This window comes from Streptomyces albospinus (genome assembly GCF_014648695.1).
Classification (GTDB): domain Bacteria; phylum Actinomycetota; class Actinomycetes; order Streptomycetales; family Streptomycetaceae; genus Streptomyces; species Streptomyces albospinus.
Genome location: NZ_BMRP01000043.1, coordinates 1 through 15,922, shown reverse-complemented (window position 1 = coordinate 15,922; position 15,922 = coordinate 1). Strand labels below are relative to the sequence as shown.

The window sequence follows — 15,922 nt, the reverse complement described above, 5'->3', positions numbered from 1 at the left end:
CGGTGCCCCGGGACCGGCGGGCCGGGATCAGACCGTGGTGCCCGACTCCTCGGCGCGGCGCCGGAGTTCCTTCTTGTCCGGCTTGCCGGCGTCGGTCAGCGGCAGTGCGTCCGCGAAGGTGATCTCCGCCGGCTCGTACATCGCGCCGCGGACCTCGCGCACCATCGCGCGCAGCTGCTCCGCGTCGACGTCGCCGCCCGGCGTGCGCAGCACCGTCGCGTGCACCCGCTCCATCCGGTCCGCGTCGCGGACGCCGTAGACGGCGCTCTGGAGTACCTGCGGGTGCGAGTTCAGCAGGTCCTCCAGCTCGGTGGTGTACACATGGCCGCCGACCACGACGATCATGTCCTTGAGCCGGTCGACGATGGTCAAGTAGCCCTCGTCGTCCAGGAATCCGACGTCACCGGTGTGCAGCCAGCCGTCCCGCAGCACCTCGGCGGTCAGCTCGGGCTGCTTCCAGTAGCTCTGCATGATCATGGCGGAGCGGACGCAGACCTCGCCGTGCTCGCCGGCCGGCAGGTCGCGCCCGGACTCGTCGCGGATCGCCACCTCGACGTCGGGCAGCACCTTGCCGGCCGAACGCAGCCGGTCGGGGCGGTCCGGGTCGTGGTCCTCGGGCAGCAGCACGCTGATGCCGCCGGCCTCGTTCTGGCCGTAGCCCTGCACCAGCACCTGCCCGAACGCCCGTACCGCGTCGGCCAGTCGGGCCGGGGACGCCTGGCAGCCGCCGTAGGTGACCATGCGGAGGCTGGAGGTGTCGGTGTGCGGGCGGTCGGGGTGGTCCATCAGCTGGTACAGCAGCGGCGGCAGCAGGAACAGGGCGGTGATCCGCTCGCGCTCGATGGCGGCGAGCGCCTCCTTGGCGTCGAAGTCGTCGTGGAGGACGACGGTGCCGCCGGAGTGGAGGATGGTGTCGGCCATGTAACCGGCCGCGTGGGCAAGGGTGGTGCAGACCAGCTGCCGGTGCTGCACGCCCTCGAACTCCGGCAGCGCCCCGGTGAACCACCGCACCTGCTCGAAGGTGGTGCAGATGCCCTTGGGATGGCCGGTGGTGCCGCCGGTGTGGCGGATGGTGCAGATGTCCTCGGGCCGGGCGAGCGCGGCGAACGGCTCGTCGCTCTCGGCGGCGGCAAGCTCCAGCAGGTCGGTGCCCACCTTGGCCGGACCGAGCACGAGGACGTCCGGTACGGGCGCCAACTCGACGAGTTCCGCGGCTCGTTCGGCCAGCCGCGGGTCGACGATCAGGGCGCGGGTCTCGACGTCGCGGACGATCGCGGCCTGGGAGTCGGCGGAGAGCTTGTTGTAGAGGTGATTGACCCGGGCGCCGATGAGGTTGGCGGCGTAGCGGGCGGCGATGGTCTCCGGCAGGTTGCCGCTCAGCAGGGTGATGGTTGCCCCGGGCCCGATCCCCTGGGTGCGCAGGGCGCGGGCCATCCGCAGGACCAGGGTGCGGAACTCGCCGGCGGTGACCCGGCGGCCTTGGTGGACCAGGGCTTCACGCCCCGGGTCGAGGCTAAGTGCATCGAGATTCTCCTCCACGTACGTGCGGAACTGCTGGTCGGATATGGGCATCGAGGGCTTCCTCCTGACCCCGGCGGCGTATGGGGGTACGCCGGTGGTGCGAACAACAATTATTGGTTGCCTCCAGCAACTAATGCCAGAGTAGTCCCAAGAGATCCACATCTCCAAGTCGGGAGGCAGCGCGCGGGCGTTGCGCCGTCGCGGAAGGCCGGACCAATATCGCCAACACGGTCGCCGACCTGGCGGAAGGCGACGCATAATGCTCCATCCGGTACGGGCCCACCCCTTATGGATCTCGCTCGCCATATGTGTGGGGGCGCGGCCGTCCCGTGTGGAGGGATGATGGAGGGCAGCGGCAGCACGGCGAGAGTCGGCCGGTGCACGGAGCGCCACGGCTGTCGGTCCCCGGAGACCGGCGGAAGGAGTGCCTGGATGGGTGCGACCGACGCGTTCCCCGAGAGCGCTGCCCCGGTCGGAGCCGGACCGTCGCAGCCCGGCGGGCTGCTGGACGTCCTGGGCGTGGCTGCCGTGATGCTGGACGCGAAGGGCCGGATCACGCTGTGGAGCCCCCAGGCCGAGGAGCTCTTCGGCTGGACCGCCGAGGAGGCGCTGGGCCGGTACGCGGCCCCGCTGCTGGTCCCCGCCGAGCACGTCGATCTCGTCCTGCGGCTGTTCTCCGAGGTCATGTCCGGCAGCGGGAGCTGGGCCGGTGTCTTCCCCGTCCAGCACAAGGACGGCAGCGTCCGGCTGGTCGAATTCCGCAACATGCGGCTGCTGGACGAGCGCGGCGAGTCCTACGCCCTGGGGATCGCCACCGACCAGGCCGTGCTCCGGCGGGTGGAGCGGGACCTGGCGCTCTCCGTCCGCCTCGTCGCCCAGTCGCCGATCGGACTCGCGGTGCTCGACACCGATCTGCGGTTCGTGATGGTCAACCCGGCGCTGGAGCGGCTCAACGACCTGCCCGCGGAGCAGCACGTCGGCCGCCACGTCCGGGAGGCGCTGTCCTTCCTGGACACCGACGTCATCGTGGAGCGGATGGGCGAGGTGCTGGCCACCGGCCGGCCGCTCATCGACCAGTTCACCCTCGGCCGCACCGCCGGCCATCCCGACACCGACCAGGCGTGGACGGTGTCGTACTACCGGCTGGAGGACCCCAACGGCCGGGTGCTGGGACTGGCCACCTCGGTCGTGGACGTCACCGAGCAGCACCGGGCCGCGACCGAGGCCGCCCGCGCCCGGCGCCGGCTGGCGGTCATCGCGGACGCCTCGGCGACCGTCGGCACCACCCTCGACGTCCACCAGACCGCCCGGGAACTCGCCGAAGTCATCGTGCCGGAGCTCGCCGACCTGGCCGCCGTCGACGTCCTCGACACCGTCCTGGACGGCCGCCGGCCCGCCGCGGTCGGCCGCGACGGCGCCGCCCGCTTCCGGGCGCTGGCGGTCTCCGCGGCCGGTGAGACCCCCGCGGTGCGCGCCGCCGACCCCACCGGGGAGCTCGCCTCGTACGGCGCCGACCGGCTGATCACCCGCGCCGTCACCGAGGCCTGCCCGGTGCTCGTCTCCCGGGTGGGCGAGCAGGACCTGCCGCGGATCGCCGTCGACCCGGAGGGCGCCGAGCTGCTGCGGTCGGCGGGGCTGCACTCCTATCTGGCGGTGCCGCTGATCGCCCGCGGCGAGGTGCTCGGCACGTTGTCGCTGTACCGCATCGGCAACGAGCTGCCGTTCGACGACGACGATGCGGTGCTCGCCGTCGAGCTGGCCGCCCGCGCGGCGGTGTGCATCGACAACGCCCGCTCGTACCAGAGCGAACGGCGCACCGCGCTCACCCTCCAGCGGCATCTGATGAACCACCGGCCCCCGCAGCCCACCGACATGGAGATCGGCTTCCGCTACCAGCCCGCCCAGGCGGCCAGCGAGGTCGGCGGCGACTGGTTCGACGTCATCCCGGTGGCCGGCGACAAGACCGCGCTGGTCGTCGGCGACGTGATGGGCAGCGGTATCAACGCCGCCGCCACCATGGGGCAGTTGCGCACCACCATCCGCGCGCTGGCCGATCTCGATCTGGAGCCCGACGAGGTGCTGCGCCATCTCGACCACATCGCCGGCGGCCTCGATCCGGCCTTCGCGACCTGCCTGTACGCCGTCCACGACCCGCACCGCGAGGAGTGCCGGATCGCCGTCGCGGGGCACCTCCCGCCGGTCGTGGTGCGCCCCGGCCGGCCGCCCGAGCTGCTCGACCTGCCCACCGGTGCCCCGCTCGGCGTCGGCGGAGTGCCGTTCGAGCAGACCACCGTGCCGCTGCGCAAGGGCGACCAGGTGGTGCTCTACACGGACGGGCTGATCGAGACCCGCGACCAGCCCATCGACGTCCGCCTGGACACCCTCCTCACGCTGCTCGCCGAGCCCGAACAGCCGCTGGAGGAGCTGTGCGACCGCCTCCTGAGCGAGCTGCGGCACGGCAACGATCACGACGATGTCGCGCTGCTCGTGGCCCGAATCGGGGCCCGCGGCGACTGACGCCCGCAACGCGCCCGCAAAAACATCGCCCGGCGCCTGCGCCCCACCGGGGAATCCGCAGCTCGTCGGAGACCGCGGAATTCGCGGCGACAGTGCTTCTTTCGCGTGGATCGAGGTCTTCGGTTCGGGTGAATGCTTCGGATTTCGTTGTCTCGGCGCCTTAACAAGACCTTGACGGGAGTCGACGACGGCGGTTGTATTCCGGTCACCGAAGCGGACCCGGTGATTCATCCGGTTCGACCGCTTTACGGCACCCCGCCTTGTATGTGCCACCCCTTCCTGCCTCCAGCACCGATGGGACACGGATGACCGATATGCCCTACACGCCTGTTGTCACCGCAGCTTCAGAGCCGGACACCCGTGGTGCGACCGCGGCGGACACCCCCAAACTCACCCGGTCGATCGGTGTGGTCGGCGGCACCCTGCTCACCCTGTCCTGCCTCACCCCGGCGTCCTCGCTGTTCGTGATCGTGCCGGGCTCGTTCGCCACCCTCGGTACCGGCACGGCCCTGACCATCGCCATCGCGGGCCTGCTCTGCGTCGGAGTGGCCTTCACCTACTCCGAGTTGGGCACCCTCGTCCCGAGCTCCGGCGGCGAGTACGCGATGGTCGGCACCTTGATGGGCCGGCTCGCCGGCTGGCTGGTCTTCGTGCTCTCGCTGATCGTCGTCATGATCGTGCCGCCCATCATCGCGCTGGGCACCGCCGACTACCTGGCGCCGATCGTGCACCTCGATCCGCAGTTCACCGCCGCCGGCGTGATGCTGCTGGCCACCGCCATGGGCCTGCTCGACCTGCGCGCCAACGCGTGGATCACCGGCATCTTCCTCGTCCTTGAGGTGGTGGCCAGCGCGCTCGTCGCGTTCCTCGGCTTCACCCACACCCACCGCTCCGCGGCCACCCTCGTCCACCCCGTCATGGACGCCGGGCACGGCACCAGTACGGCGGTCACCGGCGGACTGATCGTGACCGGACTGGCCACCGCGCTCTTCATCCTCCAGGGCTTCTCCACCGCCGTGTACCTCGCCGAGGAGATGGAGAACCCGCGGCGCAACGTCTCCCGCACCGTGCTGTGGACCCTCGCCATCGGTGCCGCCGTCGTCCTGATCCCGGTCGTCGCCATCACGCTCGGCGCCCCCGACCTCAAGACCCTCGGCGCCGGCGACATCGCCGGCATGGTGCAGACCTGGAGCAACTCCGCCGTCGGCACCTTCGTCAGTCTCTGCATCGCCCTGGCGATCATCAACGCGGCGATCGTGATGGTGATCCAGAACTCGCGGGTGGTCTTCTCCTCGGCGCGCGACGCGGCCTGGCCGACCCCGGTCAACCGGATCTTCTCGCACGTCGGCAAGCGCTTCGGCTCCCCCTGGGCGGCCACCCTCGCGGTCGGTGTCCCTGGTGCCGCGCTCTGTTTCGCCAAGCTCGACATGCTGAACGAGGTCACCGGCGTGGCCGTCGCCGGCATGTACGTCTTCGTCGCGCTGGGCGCCCTGGTCTCCCGCCGCGGGGAGCACAAGAACCGCCTCGCCTGGCGGATGCCGCTGTGGCCGGTCATCCCGGCACTGCTGGTCGTCGTACTGGCCTGGGTGCTGTGCCAGCAGAGCGCCGTCAGCCTGCTGATCACCGGCGGCGTGGTCGCCGCGGCGGCGGTGTACTGGGCGGTCTACCTCCGCCCGCGGCAGGACAGCCACTGGGTGATCTCCGTCCCGGAGGACGAACTGGCCGCCGAGGCGCCGCAGGTCTGAGCGGTCCCCTCCTACCGGCCGCCGGGCCGGGAGAGGGCGAGCGAGTCCAGCAGCAGGCACACGTGGTCGACGGCATCCCGCCCGGCGGGGCCGTCGGCCGCGTGCGCGTCGTCGAGGAGGCCGGCGGTCGCGCGCAGCAGTCCCACCAGTCCCGCGCTGGCCGGCGCCGCCGGCTGCGGGTGCGCGAGGGCGGAGCGGATCTGCTCGCCGCTCAGCGGCAGCCCCGTCTCCAGGAAGCGGTACAACGCGACGGCGGTCTGCCGGTCGGCGTCGTTGGGCTTCCACAGTCCGCGCACGCGGTGGTCGATGAGCTCGGCCGCCTCGGAACGGATGTCCTCTGCAATACGCATGCCCACGAACGTCTCATACGCGCCCGCCGGCCCGGAGGCCGGCCCCCGGCCGCGTCCCGCCGCCCCGCGCCGTACCCGACTCCCGAGTAAGCGCCTCTGACCAGGCGTGTTGGGCGCGGCGCCGTGATCGCACGGCAGATCCGGTGGGCCGCCGCAACCGGTCGGGCCTGTGGGAAGAGTTACACGGAAGGGGCTCTGGCCTCGCATGCGCGGCCCGGACGTCTACCGCAGACCCGTAGCCGTGAAACATACCCACTGGTTTACTGGCCCCCTGGTGTTCGGGCCGCGGCCACGGGATCATCGTCATCCGATGCCCGTACAGCCGTCCGTCGCGACGCGGCCCATGGCCGCTGCGCTGCGCAATGTGCAGCTCGCCCACCGTATGCGGGAGGTGTAGAAAGAGGACATGGCCGGACGCTACGGCCGCCCGCGTTCGGTTCTGCGGATGCGAACTGTCGCAGGTCAGGTCTTTCTCCTCCAGGTGGCGATCGTGGTCCTGCTCGTCGCCGCCGCCATTGCGGCCCTCGTGCTGCAATCGGGGACCGACGCGGAGCGCGAGGCCCGGAACAGATCGCTCGCCGTCGCCCAGACCTTCGCCAGTTCCCCCGGCCTCGAAGCCGCCCTCAAGAGCCCCGACCCGACCGCGGTCCTCCAGCCCCGGGCGGAAGCCGCCCGCCGCGGCTCCGGGGTCGACTTCGTCGTCGTCATGAATACCGGCGGCATCCGCTACACGCATCCGATCCCCAACCGCATCGGCAAGAAGTTCGTCGGCACCATCGCGCCCGCACTGGACGGCGGCGTCGTCACCGAGAAGATCACCGGCACCATCGGCCCGCTCGTGCAGGCCGTGGTGCCGGTCTTCGGCCAACGCGGCAACGTCGTCGGACTGGTCTCCGCCGGCATCACCATCAGCAAGGTGAGCGGGGTCGTCGACGAACAGTTCCCGCTGCTCTTCGGCTCCGCGGCCGGCGTCCTGCTGCTGACCACCGGCGGCACGGCCCTGGTCACCCGTAGGCTGCGCCGCCAGACCCACGGCCTGGGCCCCGCCGAGATGACCCGGATGTACGAGCACCACGACGCGGTGCTGCACGCAGTCCGTGAAGGGGTCATCATCGTCCGCGGCGACGGGCGGCTGATCCTCGCCAACGACGAGGCGCGCCGGCTGCTCGACCTCCCGCCGGACGTCGAAGGGCGCCGGGTCGCCGACCTGGGACTGGACCCGGCCACCGCCACCCTGCTGGAGTCCGGCCGGATCGCCACCGACGAGGTCCACCCCGTCGGGGAGCGCCTGCTCGCCGTCAACCAGCGGTCGACCGACCAGGACGGCGGCCCGCCCGGCAGCGTCACCACGCTGCGCGACACCACCGAGCTCCAGGCCGTCACCGGCCGCGCCGACGTGGCCCGCGGACGGCTGAAGCTGCTCTACGACGCGGGCGCCGAGATCGGCACCACCCTCGACGTGGTGCGCACCTGCGAGGAACTCGCCGCGTTCGGGGCCGCGCGCTTCAGCGATCTGGCGACCGTCGACCTGGCCGTGTCCGTCCTCGGCGGCGAGGAGCCGACGGCCACCGGCGCCGGCATCGAGATGCGCCGTACGGCCGTCGGCGGCGAACCGCCCGACGGCTCGCTCTACCCGGTCGGCGAACCGATTCGCTTCGCGCCCCATACCGCGCTCGGCGCCCGGCTTCCCGCCGGCGAGTCCTTCCTGGAGCGCGATCTGGCGGCCTTCGCCGGCTGGCAGCACCACGACCCCGAACGGGCCCGGCAGATCGTCGCCCACGGCATCCACTCGCTGCTCGCCGTCCCGCTGCGCGCCCGCGGCGTGATCCTTGGCGTCGTCCTCTTCTGGCGCTCGCGCAGCCCCGAGGCGTTCGACGAGGAAGACCTCTCGCTCGCCGAGGAGTTGGTCGCCCGCGCCGCGGTGAGCATCGACAACGCCCGCCGCTACACCCGCGAGCACACCATGGCGGTGGCCCTGCAACGCAGCCTGCTGCCGCGCACCCTGCCGGACCAGAACGCCGTCGCGGCGGCCTTCCGCTACCGGCCCGCCCAGGCCGGGTTCGGCGGGCTGGGCGGCGTCGGCGGCGACTGGTTCGACATCATCCCGCTGCCCGGGGCCCGGGTGGCGCTCGTGGTCGGCGATGTCGTCGGACACGGGCTGCACGCCGCGGCCACCATGGGCCGGCTGCGGACCGCCGTCCACAACTTCGCGAACCTGGACGTACCGCCCGACGAACTCCTGTGGCACCTCGACGAACTCGTCACCCGCATCGACCAGGACGAGGGCACCGAGAGCACCGGCGACGGCCCCAAGGCATCCGTCACCGGCGCCACCTGCCTCTACGCCATCTACGACCCGGCCTCCGGGGCCTGCACCATGGCCCGCGCCGGCCATGTCCAGCCGCTGCTGCTGCGGCCGGACGGCAGCGCCGAATACGTCGACGTGCCCGGCGGCCCGCCCCTGGGGCTGGGCGGACTGCCCTTCGACACCTGCCGGCTGGAACTCCCCGAAGGCAGCAGCCTGGTGCTCTACACCGACGGGCTGGTCGAGGACCGCGACCGGGACATCGACGAGGGCATGGCGCTGCTGCGCCGTACGCTCGCCGGCCACCCGGACCGCACGCCCGAAGAGACCTGCGAGGCGGCCCTCGGCGCACTGCTCCCGGACCGCCCGGCCGATGACATCGCCCTGCTCATCGCCCGCACCCGGGTGCTGGACGCCGCGCACATCGCCGACTGGGAGGTCCCCGCCGACCCCGCCGCGGTCGCGCAGGTACGCGCCGTCGCCGTCCGCAAACTGATCGAATGGGGGCTGGCCGACGAGGCGTTCACCACCGAGCTGATCCTCAGCGAGCTGGTCACCAACTCCATCCGCTACGCCGCCGGCCCCATCCGCGTCCGGCTGATCCGCGACCGCTCGCTGATATGCGAGGTCGCCGACCGCAGCAGCACCTCCCCGCATCTGCGGCAGGCGGCCACCACCGACGAGGGCGGGCGCGGCCTCTTCCTGATCGCGCAGCTGGCCGAGCGGTGGGGGACCCGGTACACCAGCGACGGCAAGGTCATCTGGACCGAGCAGGCCCTGCCCGACGGGGCGGAGCCCGCCGCCGACAGCCCCTGATCCGCGGTGCGGGCCGGCTGCTAACCTCCCGTTGCGCGAAGCGCGCAACTCCGGGTTCGGGTGGGCAGGTTCGGGCAGAGGGGGCGGTCAGGTGACCAGTGGTGAGCGGTCGGCCACCCGGCGCCGGCGCGAGCGCATGGTGGAACTCCTCGGCAGCGGCGACATCAGCGTGCACGACCTCGCCGCCGAGTTCGCCGTCTCGCTGTCCACCGTCCGCCGCGACCTGGCGACGCTCGCCGAAGGCGGCCGGATCACCCGCACCTACGGCGGCGCGGTCGACCATCGCGCCGCCGAGCGGTCCTGGCACGACAAGGCCCGCGAGCGGCGCACCGAGAAGGACGCGATCGCCCGGTCCGCCGCGGGCCTGGTCCGCGGCGGCGACGTCGTCCTGCTGGACGCGGGCACCACCGTCGCCCGGCTCGCGCACGCGCTGCGGGACCGTACGGACGTCACCGTCGTCACCAACGGGCTGTCCGCACTGGTGGAGTTGGCGGACGCCGAGGTGGAGGTCATCGTCCTGGGCGGCCGGCTGCGGCGCCCCAACGAGTCGCTGCTCGGCACCCGTACGGAGCAGGCGCTGCGCCGCCTCACCCCCGACCTCGCCTTCCTCGGCGCCGACGGGCTGGACCCGCGCCGCGGTGTCAACTGCCCGGACCACGAACAGGCCGCGCTGAAGGAGACCATGGCCGGGTGCGCCCGCGCCGCCTGGGTGCTCGCAGACCACTCCAAGCTCGCCGGGGGCGGCGGCTTCCCCTACTGGGCGGCGGTGCCGGCCGGTACGGGGCTGATCACCGGCCCCGAGGCCGATGCGCGGCGGCTGGCGGCGTTCGCGGCGGCGGGCTGGGCGATGCCGCCGCGGCCGGAGGAGTAGGGCCGGTCCGGTGGGGCGGGGCCGGACCGGCACCGTCGGCGCCGCACCCGCCTGCCCGACGGACCGGTGCGCAGTTCCCGTTGGGCACACGGCTCTTGACAGGCCGTCCGGCCGGTCGCCACTCTGCAATGCGTGAATCACGCAATGAAGATGCGTGGTTCGGTCAGTGCGTTGCCGGCGGGAGGGGAGCCTCGTGGCCCAGGTGCTCGTCATCGGCGATGACCTCACCGGAAGCAACGCGACCGGTGCTCTCTACGCGCGCCAGGGCCTGCGGGCCGTCACCGTCAGCGAACCTGCCCACGTACCGCGCTACGCGGACCGGGTGGACGTCCTCGTCGTCAACACCGCCTCGCGGCACCGCACCCCCGCCCGCGCCTACGCCGCAGTCCGGGCCGCCGCCGAAGCGGCGGGCGACGCGCCCCTGGTGGTGAAACGGGTCGACACCACCCTGCGCGGCAACCCCGGCGGCGAACTCGACGCGGTGGCCGATGCGTTGGCGGCCCGCGCGCCCGCGGCCCGGATCCGTACGCTGGCCGTGCCCGCCTTCCCCGACGCGGGCCGCACCACGGTCGGCGGCCTGCACCTCGTCGACGGGGTGCCGCTGACCCGTACGGCGGTGGCCCGCGACCCCTTCGACCCCGTACGGCACTCCCGGGTCACGGCCGTCCTGGGCGCGCAGAGCCGGCGCACCATGGGCGAACTGGCACTGGACGTGGTCGAGCGGGGCCCGGACGCGGTGGCCGCGGCGCTCCGGGAGCGCCCGGCCGAGGTCATGGTCTGCGACGCGACCGAGAACGGGCATCTGCGGACCGTCGCGCGGGCCGCCGCGCAGCTCGCCGCCGAGGACCGGATCCGCTGGCTCGCGCTGGACTCCGGACCGTTCGGCGCGGCCCTCGCCGCCGAGCTGGGGCTGCGCCCGCAGGGCGGCCCGCCGGCCCGCATCCTGGCGGTCGTCGGCAGCGTGACCGACCGCACCCGCGGCCAACTCGCCCGTACGGAGGCGGCGTTCGGTGCCCGCTGGGCCGATCTCGATCCGGACCGCCCGGACGCCGACCGGGCGTTGGCCGCGCTGCGTACGGCGGCCGGGGAGGGCGCCACCGTCCTCGGCGTCCGGGTGGCGGCTCCCGAGCGGCAGCCGGGGGCGGCGGACGTGCCGGAGCCCGCGGCCGACACCGCCGCGCGCATTCTGCGCTGCCTGGCCGAGGTAGCCCGCCGCGCGGTGGCCGAGCTGGCCCCCGGCGGGCTGTACGCGTCGGGCGGCGATGCCGCCGCCGCGGTGACCGCCGCGCTGGGCGCGGACGGCTTCGCCATAGAGAGCGAGGTACTGCCGCTCGCCGTCGCCGGACATCTGGTCGGCGGCCCCCACGACGGACTGCTCTTCGCCACGAAGGGCGGGCTGATCGGCGGGCCGGACGCGGCCCGCGACTGCCTGGAACACCTCCGCGCGGCCTGCACGCGCCGCTCCCGCACCCCGGAAAGGTGACCATGACGGACCATCGGAAGACCGCCGGTCGTACGCAACTCCCGCTCCTGGCCGTGACGTTGGGCGACCCGGTGGGCATCGGGCCGGAGATCACCGCCCGTACCCTCGCCGACCCGGCGAACGCCGCGTTCGGCCGGGGGCTGGCGGTCGGCGATGCCGCGGTGCTGCGCCGGGCCGTCGAGGTCTGCGGGCTCGACGTCCGGGTGCGCGCGGTCGGCGCGCCGGGGGAGGCGCGGTGGGAGCCCGGCACCATCGACGTCCTCGACCTCGGCATCGCCCCCGCCGACCTGCCCTGGGGCCGGGTCGACGCGGTCGCCGGCCGGTCCGCGGTGGCCGCGATCGAGGCCGCCACCCGTGCCGCGCTGGCCGGCGAGGTCGACGGCATCGTCACCTCGCCGATCAACAAGGAGGCCATCTGGGCGGCCGGTTCGCAGCACCTCGGGCACACCGAGATGCTCGGCGAGCTGACCGGCGCCGCGCACGTCGACACCATGTTCGTGGTCCGCGGTCTCAAGATCTTCTTCACCACCCGCCACCTGGCGCTCCGCAAGGCCCTCGACCACATCACCGAGGAGCGGGTCGCCGGCAGCATCCGCCACGCGGTCACCGCACTGCGCGTCTTCGGCCATGACGAGCCCCGGCTCGCGGTCGCCGCGATCAACCCGCACGGCGGCGAGGGCGGGCACTTCGGCGACGAGGAGATCGCCGTGCTGCGCCCGGCGGTGGCGAAGGCGGCGGCCGAGGGGCTCGGCGTCGTCGGGCCGGTCCCCGCCGACTCGGTTTTCCACCAGGGACTCGAAGGTCGCTTCGACGGGGTGCTGTCGCACTTCCACGACCAGGGCCACATCCCCGCCAAGACCGTCGACTTCGACGGCACCGTCTCGGTCACCGTCGGGCTGCCGATCCTCCGTACGTCCGTGGACCACGGCACCGCCTTCGACATCGCCGGCAGCGGGCGCGCCTCGCACGGCACCATGTCCGCGGCCTTCCGCGCCGCCGCCGGATTCAGCCGCTGCGCGGACCGGATCCGGGCCGCCTACGGGACGGCAGCCGGCCGATGACCGACGCACCTCGTGCGGACGGCGCTGCGTCCCACCCGATTCCGGCCAGGCGCTGGGCCTGTGTCATCCCGGTCGCCGCGATCATGTACATGCTGGCCTACCTCGACCGGAACAACATCTCCGTCATCCTCCCCTACATGCACGGCGACCTGGACCTCTCCAACGCCGACAAGGGGCTCGCCGGCGGCATCTTCTTCGTCGGCTATGTCTTCCTCCAGATCCCGGCCGCGGTCCTCGCCCAGCGCTGGAGCGCCCGCAAGACCGTGCTGATCCTCATGGTCGCCTGGGGGCTGTCCGCGGCGCTCTCCGGTCTCGTACGGACCCGCGGCCAGTTCTACCTCGCGCGGTTCGTCCTGGGCTTCTTCGAGGGGGGCGTCTGGCCGGCGGTGCTGATCCTCCTCGCCTCGTGGTTCCCGCTGCGCGAACGCGCCCGCGCCAACGCGCTCTGGATGGCCTGCCTGCCGCTGTCCTCCGTCCTGATGGCGCCGCTCTCCGGCTGGATGCTGGACCACGCGAGCTGGCGCTGGGTGCTCGTGCTCCAGGGGCTGCCGCCGCTGCTGTGGGCGGTGGTCTGGTGGTTCACGGTCGCCGACCGGCCCGCGCAGGCGCGCTGGATCTCCCGCGCCGAGGCCGGCCACCTGGAGCGGGCGCTCGCCGCCGACGAGGCCGCCAAGCCCCCGGCGGGCGGCGGCTCGTACCTCGACGCGGTCCGGCAGCGGCCGGTCCTGGTCCTGATCGGTGTCTACTTCTTCTGGATCACCGGCTTCTACGGCTTCAGCCTCTGGCTGCCCTCCGTCATCAAGGAGCTGACCCACAACGGCTCCCCGACCGAAGTCGGGCTGCTCACCGCGATCCCGTTCACCGTCGCGCTCGTCGTGATGATCGGCAACGCCGCCTGGTCCGACCGCACCGGCCGGCGGCGCCAGGCGGTGGCCGTTCCCCTGGTGGTCGGGATCGCCGCCCTGCTCCTGGGGCAGGCCGTGCACGGTGCGCTGCCCCGGATGCTGCTGCTCTGCCTCACGGCCGCCGCGGTGTACGCGCCCTACGGCCCCTTCTGGGCGATCCCGGGCCAACTGCTGCGGTTCGAGGCGGTGGCGGTCGCGATGGGCCTGATCAACGCCCTGGGCAATCTCGGCGGGTTCGCCGGGCCGTATCTGGTGGGGTGGCTCACCGACGCGACGGGGTCGAGCCTGACCGGCTTCGCGGTGCTGGCCGGGTTCCTCGCGGTGGCCGTCGTCCTGGTGGCGCTCGGGTTGCGCCCCGGCTCCGGGCTGCCGGATCAGCCCTCCGGCCGCAGGCCCGCTCCGTCGGCCAACGTGCCCCCGAATGCACCGAGTTGACGGTATGCGGGAGGGCGCCTCGGCGGCCCGGACACCGCCGGGCCGTCGCCGCCGCATCGGCCCGGTCTCCGACGCGGGTTGCGGCGGTGGCGACTGGGCGCACGGCAAGGGGCGCGGCCGGGGGTAGCGGACGTGGCCCATAGTGCGGTTCGGCGTCGTCGGGCAGGGTGTCGGAAGGTGCCGCCGGGCCGCCCTCGGGTGGTCCGACCGGCACCTTCCGTGTGTCACCGGCCGTCCGCGGCCTTCCGCGGCGACAACTCGGGGAGGGCGTGCAGCGCCTGGAGGCCGCGGAGGAAACCGCCCCGGTCGGCGGCCGGCAGCCGGGCCAGCAACCGCTCCTCGCCGCGCTGGATGTCCGACTGGACGGCGTCCCGCAGCCGCCGCCCCTCGGGGGTGAGGGAGAGCAGCCGGACCCGCCGGTCCTCGGGGTCGGGCTGACGGCGAATCAGTCCGCGGGCCGCCAGATCGTCGAGGACCGGGATGATCCGGGTCTTGTCCGCACGGATGGTCTCGGCCAGTGCGGCCTGGGTGCGGATCGGGGTCTCGTCGAGGTGCAGCAGTACCGAATACGCCCACATGGCCAGACCGTGCGCGTCGAGTACCGGCTGCTCCATGGCGGTCAGTGCCCGGCCCAACGGCACCAGCATCGCGGCCAGATCGGGGCGGGTCGGCCGCCCCGCGGAGGAGGTGCCCTGGTCAGCTGCGTTCTCGGCCATGGACAGGAAAATACCCCTTGACAGTTCATGTGCTTACGCAGATCGTAAGCGCATGCCTATTAATACTGATTCCACAGAGGCGGAACGCGTGGCGTTCGACCGCCTCAGGAGGCTCAACGCCCGCGCGGTACGCGACAGTGCGGAGCTGGTGAGCCGACTCTCCCCCGGCGACCTGGCCCGGCCGACGCCCTGCGCGGAGTGGGACCTCGCCGCCCTGCTCGGCCATATGACGGCCCAGCACCGGGGGTTCGCGGCGGCGGCGCTCGGGCGGGGACAGGATCTGGCCCCGTGGGCGGTCCGCCCGCCGGGCGCGCGGATCCCGGAGGTGGTGGCGGACCACCGGTCGGCCGCCGAAGCGGTCATCGCCGCGTTCGCGGCCGTGGACGCGCCCGACCGGCAGTTCGCCCTCCCCGAATTCACCACCGACCGGACCTTCCCCGCGATCCAGGCCATCGGCTTCCACCTCATCGACTACGTCGTCCACGGTTGGGATGTCGCCCGCAGTCTCGATCTCGCCTACGACCCCGGCCCCGAACTGCTCGCGGCGGCCCTCCCGATCGCCCGGGCCGTCCCGGACGGCGACGCGCGGCTGGCCCCCGGCAGCTCCTTCAAGCCGGGGCTGCCGGGGGCCGAGGGCGCGGGCGTGCTGGCGCAGATCCTGACCGCGCTGGGGCGTGCGCCCGAGTGGCGGGCGGGGGAAGCGGTGCGCTGAGGGCCCGGCGCCCGGTGGTTCGTGCCGGCCGGACCGGTGGGGTGCGGGGGCGGCCACCGGGCGGATGGAGAGCCTCGACGCGCAGCGTGCGCCCTCGGTCCGAATCCGGCGTTCCCGCACGGCCGGCGCCGGGGCGAGGGGCGGCGACGGGACCGGAGGGTACGCCGCCCGGGCGCGCCGCTCGGTTACCGTTCCGGCTGCTGCATGCGCCGTGCCACCCGCGCGTGCTCCCGCAACGCGATGTGCGGATCGGGGAGTTGGGGCTCGCCGCGCTCGACGAGGACCCGGCCTCCGGCGCTCGTGGTCCAGACGCGGGACGGGCCGCGGCGCAGCCACGCTTCGACCGGGGCGCTCAACGCGCCCGCGAGGCACACCTCATGGGTGTCCCGGACGACGAGACCGCCGCAGGCCCCGGGCCGCAGACGGCCTAGTTGTGTTGTCCCGGCACGTTGGTGACAGGCGACATGCACCGTCCGGGTGCTTGA

The 15,922-nt window shown here is 73.3% G+C and carries 11 protein-coding genes and 1 pseudogene; 8 read left to right on the top strand and 4 right to left on the bottom strand.

Annotated features, from left to right (window positions below):
• Positions 1-27: 27 nt before the first annotated feature.
• On the bottom strand, positions 28-1,572 hold the full coding sequence (locus tag IEZ17_RS34115) for an AMP-binding protein (protein WP_189307051.1): 1,545 nt from the start codon (positions 1,570-1,572) through the stop codon (positions 28-30).
• 381 nt (positions 1,573-1,953) lie between these two features.
• Here IEZ17_RS34115 and IEZ17_RS34110 point away from each other — a divergent pair, with 381 nt between their 5' ends.
• Both IEZ17_RS34110 and IEZ17_RS34105 read left to right on the top strand, forming a co-directional pair.
• On the top strand, positions 1,954-4,038 hold the full coding sequence (locus IEZ17_RS34110) for a SpoIIE family protein phosphatase (RefSeq protein ID WP_189307048.1): 2,085 nt from the start codon (positions 1,954-1,956) through the stop codon (positions 4,036-4,038).
• 305 nt (positions 4,039-4,343) lie between these two features.
• Positions 4,344-5,783: an APC family permease gene (locus tag IEZ17_RS34105; protein ID WP_373300033.1), complete on the top strand. Its 1,440-nt coding sequence runs from the start codon at positions 4,344-4,346 to the stop codon at positions 5,781-5,783.
• Positions 5,784-5,794: 11 nt separating this feature from the next.
• On the opposite strand, the gene IEZ17_RS34100 is transcribed toward IEZ17_RS34105, so the two are convergent.
• Positions 5,795-6,133 carry a type III secretion system chaperone family protein gene (locus tag IEZ17_RS34100; RefSeq protein ID WP_189307046.1) on the bottom strand — a complete coding sequence of 113 codons (339 nt, stop codon included), beginning with the start codon at positions 6,131-6,133 and terminating at the stop codon, positions 5,795-5,797.
• Between the two features lie 406 nt (positions 6,134-6,539).
• Between IEZ17_RS34100 and IEZ17_RS34095 the strand changes: the two genes are divergently transcribed.
• The 5 genes from IEZ17_RS34095 to IEZ17_RS34075 all read left to right on the top strand — a co-directional run bounded on the left by IEZ17_RS34095 (position 6,540) and on the right by IEZ17_RS34075 (position 14,009).
• Complete coding sequence (locus IEZ17_RS34095; protein ID WP_189307044.1) at positions 6,540-9,254, top strand: SpoIIE family protein phosphatase/ATP-binding protein; 2,715 nt, start codon at positions 6,540-6,542, stop codon at positions 9,252-9,254.
• Positions 9,255-9,345: 91 nt separating this feature from the next.
• On the top strand, positions 9,346-10,125 hold the full coding sequence (locus tag IEZ17_RS34090) for a DeoR/GlpR family DNA-binding transcription regulator (RefSeq protein ID WP_189307042.1): 780 nt from the start codon (positions 9,346-9,348) through the stop codon (positions 10,123-10,125).
• Between the two features lie 193 nt (positions 10,126-10,318).
• Entirely contained in the window at positions 10,319-11,608 is a 1,290-nt protein-coding gene (locus IEZ17_RS34085; protein WP_189307041.1) for a four-carbon acid sugar kinase family protein, read from the top strand.
• A 2-nt stretch (positions 11,609-11,610) separates the two neighbouring features.
• Entirely contained in the window at positions 11,611-12,669 is a 1,059-nt protein-coding gene (pdxA, locus tag IEZ17_RS34080) for a 4-hydroxythreonine-4-phosphate dehydrogenase PdxA (protein ID WP_189307039.1), read from the top strand.
• The gene (locus tag IEZ17_RS34075; protein ID WP_189307037.1) at positions 12,666-14,009 is read left to right on the top strand and encodes an MFS transporter; all 1,344 of its coding nucleotides are present in this window, start codon (positions 12,666-12,668) and stop codon (positions 14,007-14,009) included. The genes pdxA and IEZ17_RS34075 overlap by 4 nt, the downstream gene beginning before the upstream one ends.
• A 224-nt stretch (positions 14,010-14,233) precedes the next feature.
• Here IEZ17_RS34075 and IEZ17_RS34070 read toward each other — a convergent pair whose 3' ends face one another.
• Positions 14,234-14,725: a MarR family winged helix-turn-helix transcriptional regulator gene (locus IEZ17_RS34070; RefSeq protein WP_189307035.1), complete on the bottom strand. Its 492-nt coding sequence runs from the start codon at positions 14,723-14,725 to the stop codon at positions 14,234-14,236.
• Positions 14,726-14,813: 88 nt separating this feature from the next.
• Here IEZ17_RS34070 and IEZ17_RS34065 point away from each other — a divergent pair, with 88 nt between their 5' ends.
• The gene (locus IEZ17_RS34065; protein ID WP_229852903.1) at positions 14,814-15,437 is read left to right on the top strand and encodes a TIGR03086 family metal-binding protein; all 624 of its coding nucleotides are present in this window, start codon (positions 14,814-14,816) and stop codon (positions 15,435-15,437) included.
• Between the two features lie 185 nt (positions 15,438-15,622).
• Here the strand turns inward: IEZ17_RS34065 and IEZ17_RS43250 are convergent.
• Positions 15,623-15,922 (bottom strand): annotated as a pseudogene (locus IEZ17_RS43250) (hypothetical protein); the annotation flags it as partial.